We start from the raw sequence: 3,514 nt of genomic DNA, 5'->3' as shown, positions 1-3,514 counted from the left end.
CGGCGAACGGGCACGCATCCGGGAGGTTGATCAGCAGCGGCGGGTTGCCCTTGATCGGAGTGAGCGGCTCCTTCTCGGCCTTGTCCACGCGGGGGATCGCGCCGAGGAGGCCGATCGAATAGGGCATGCGCGTCTGATGGAAGAGCTCGCGCACCGGTGCCTGTTCGACGGGCTTGCCTGCGTACATGACCATCACGTCGTCTGCGGTGCGGGCGACGACGCCCATGTCGTGGGTGATCATCATGACGGCGGCGCCGGTCTCGGCCTGGGCCTTCTCGATCAGGTCGAGGATCTGCGCCTGGATCGTGACGTCGAGAGCCGTGGTGGGTTCGTCGGCGATGATCAGCTTCGGGTTGTTGGCCATCGCGATGGCGATGACGACACGCTGACGCATGCCCCCGGAGAACTCGTGCGGGAAGGACTTCATCCGCTTCTCGGGCTCGGTGATGCCGACGAGCTTCAGGAGCTCGATCGAACGCGCTGTCGCCTCCTTGATGCTGAGGCTGCGATGCACCGTCAGCGCTTCGATGAGCTGCGCGCCGATCGTGTACACGGGGGTGAGCGAGGTGAGCGGGTCTTGGAAGACCATGGCGATGCCGTTGCCGCGGATGGCCGAGAGCTGCGAGTCCGTCTTTCCCAGGAGTTCCTGACCGTCGAACACGATGGACCCTGAGACCTTGGCGTTCTCGTCGAGCAGTCCCATCACGGCGAGGGAGGTGACGGACTTGCCAGAACCCGACTCGCCGACGATCCCGAGGGTCTTTCCGGCTTCGAGGTCGAACGAGACGCCGCGGACAGCGTCGACCCTGCCGGCCTCGGAGGCGAAGCTGACCGTGAGGTCGCGGACGGAGAGTACAGGGCTCATGCGCGGCCTCCTGCAGCCGAAGTGGGATCGAGAGCGTCGCGCAGTCCGTCGGCGATGAGCGCCATCGAGACGGTGAGCAACGTGAGGATCAGAGCGGGGAAGTAGAACAGCCAGGGTGAGCTGGTGATCGTCGTGCTTCCCTCGCCGATCAGGGAGCCGAGCGAGACGTCGGGGATCTTGACGCCGAACCCGATGAACGAAAGGCCCGTCTCGGTCGTCACTGCGGCGACGATGCCCAGGGTGAAGTTGATCACCAGCAGCGAGCCGATGTTCGGGATCAGGTGACGCGTCACGATGCGCAGGCCACGCACGCCCATGTAGCGCGCCGCCTGCACGTACTCGCGCTCACGCAGCGAGAGCGTCATGGTCCAGATGATGCGGGCGGGGAAGAACCAACCGACGAAGATCATCACGAGCGCGATGACCCACCACACGCCACCGGAGTCGTTCGAGATGATCGACAGCAGCAGGAAGGTGGGGACCACCATCATGAAGTGGATGAACAGCAGAGCGAACCGCTCGAACCAGCCACCGAAGTAGGCGGCCGCCGTTCCCACGAGTGCGGAGAGCACCGTCGTGCCGACGGACACGGTGATGGCGATCATGAGCGATCGCTGCAGTCCCACGGCCGTCTGCGTGTATGTGTCGTTGCCGGCGCCGTTGGTGCCGAACCAGTGCGCAGCGGACGGCGGCTGGCTCAGCGCCAGGAAGTCCATGCTGTCGACGGCGTACGGAGACAGGAGAGGCCCCAGTGTCGAGAAGAGGACCAGCACGATGAGCACGACCACACCGCCCACAGCGGCCTTGTTGCGCATGAAACGTCGCGTGTAGAGCGTCCACTTGGACAGCGACTTCCCCGTGGCGCGGTCCGCGGTCGGCGGGGCCGCTGGCGGCTCGACGAGAGGATCGATCATTTCGGCGGTCATGGTCAGCTCACCCTCACTCGCGGGTCGAGGACGACGACGACGATGTCGGCGAGCACTGCGCCGATCGCGGTCAGCACGGCGCCGAAGGCGGCGACGGCCACCACGCCGTTGATGTCGTTCTGGTTGATGGTGTCGAGGAAGTACCGGCCCATGCCCTGCCAGGCGAAGATCTGCTCGGTCAGGATCGCGCCGGTGAAGATCGTGGGGATCGTGAAGGCGACCTGTGTCGCGACCGGGATGAGCGAGGTGCGAAGCGCGTGCTTGCGGACGGCTTGCGCCTTCGTGAGGCCCTTGGCGCGGGCGGTGCGCACGTAGTCGGCGTTGATGTTGTCGAGCAGGAGCGACCGCTGCAGGAAGTGGTACTGGGCGTAGCCGACGATCACGAGCGCGATCGTGGGAAGTGTCAGGTGCTGCAGGGTGTCGATGATGACGGGGAAGAATCCGGTCACGCCGGGACTCGATGAACCGGTGACGTAGAAGATCCGCACCCCGGTCCACTCGTTGAGCGAGATCGCGAGGAGGACCACGCCGAGACCGGCCACGATGATGTTCAGGTTCATCGTGATGATCGATGTCGCCTGCCCGATGCGGTCGGCGAGCTTGTACTGGCGTGAGGCCGTGTAGACACCGAGCCAGATACCGAGCAGCGCGGCGATGATCGTCGCACCGAGCACGAGTTCGGCGCTGACCCACATGCGGTAAGACACCTGTTCGTTGACCGACTGGCCCGTGGGGCTCAGGCCCCAGTCCCACCGGAACAGGATGCTGCTGAACCAGTTCCACCAGCGCTCCATGAGCGGAACGCTGTCGCTGAGGTTGCGTGGGATCAGGACGTTGTCGATCTGCTCCGGGGTGAGCGGAGGTCGGCGCCCGACATAGTTGCTGCGCGGATCGAGGAAGCCCCACGCCAGGAAGAACGTGAGGTTCGTGGCGACCACGATCATGAGCAGCCAGCCGAGTGCTCGGCGCAAGAGGTACTTGATCAAGGGGGGTAAGTCTTTCTCTTCTACAGACGCGCTCGGGATCTGCCGACGCAACGCTGAGTCAGTTGGATACACAATCGCCATCCACCGAACTCTGCGACGCGACGACCATCACGGGGTGTATGACGGAGTCTTATCGCTTGCGGGATCCGGTGTCACGGATTTTCCCTGGCAACTTCGGGAGACTATCACCGGTATGGCCGAATCGGGGATTAGCCTCGCCTGACCGTACAATCGAGTGGACATGTCCCCACGCGCTCTCACTCCTCTTCAGCCTGCTGCGACGCCGGCTGCGCAGATCCGTAATTTCTGCATCATCGCCCACATCGACCACGGCAAGTCGACGCTCGCCGACCGCATGCTCCAGATCACGGGCGTCGTCTCGGATCGCGACATGCGCGCGCAGTACCTCGACCGTATGGACATCGAGCGTGAGCGCGGCATCACCATCAAGAGCCAGGCGGTCAGGATGCCCTGGGAGCTGGATGGGCAGACCGTCGCGTTGAACATGATCGACACCCCGGGTCACGTCGACTTCACGTACGAGGTGTCCCGGTCCCTCGCCGCCTGCGAGGGAGCGATCCTGCTCGTCGACGCCGCACAGGGCATCGAAGCGCAGACCCTCGCCAACCTGTACCTCGCGCTCGAGAACGATCTCCACATCATCCCGGTGCTGAACAAGATCGACCTCCCGGCGGCCGACCCGGAGAAGTACGCGAAGGAGCTGGCCTCCCTCATCG

Annotated in this window: 4 protein-coding genes; 1 reads left to right on the top strand and 3 read right to left on the bottom strand. The window is 64.5% G+C overall.

Going from position 1 to position 3,514, the window contains the following annotated elements:
• From DSP71_RS23620 to DSP71_RS11350, 3 genes are all read right to left on the bottom strand, one after another.
• A partial coding sequence (locus DSP71_RS23620) for an ABC transporter ATP-binding protein (RefSeq protein WP_258546383.1) occupies positions 1 to 865 on the bottom strand: 865 nt, incomplete at its 3' end.
• A complete protein-coding gene (locus DSP71_RS11355; protein ID WP_058631389.1) occupies positions 862 to 1,791 on the bottom strand; it encodes an ABC transporter permease in 930 nt (309 codons plus the stop codon). The genes DSP71_RS23620 and DSP71_RS11355, both read right to left, overlap by 4 nt.
• A 2-nt stretch (positions 1,792 to 1,793) precedes the next feature.
• Entirely contained in the window at positions 1,794 to 2,777 is a 984-nt protein-coding gene (locus DSP71_RS11350) for an ABC transporter permease (protein ID WP_058631388.1), read from the bottom strand.
• A gap of 241 nt (positions 2,778 to 3,018) precedes the next feature.
• Here DSP71_RS11350 and DSP71_RS23615 point away from each other — a divergent pair.
• A partial coding sequence (locus DSP71_RS23615) for a GTP-binding protein (protein ID WP_258546382.1) occupies positions 3,019 to 3,514 on the top strand: 496 nt, incomplete at its 3' end.

Origin of the sequence: Microbacterium sp. H6, assembly GCF_003314775.1 — a bacterium.
Taxonomy (GTDB): domain Bacteria; phylum Actinomycetota; class Actinomycetes; order Actinomycetales; family Microbacteriaceae; genus Microbacterium; species Microbacterium oxydans.
This window is presented reverse-complemented; position numbering and strand designations above follow the sequence as displayed.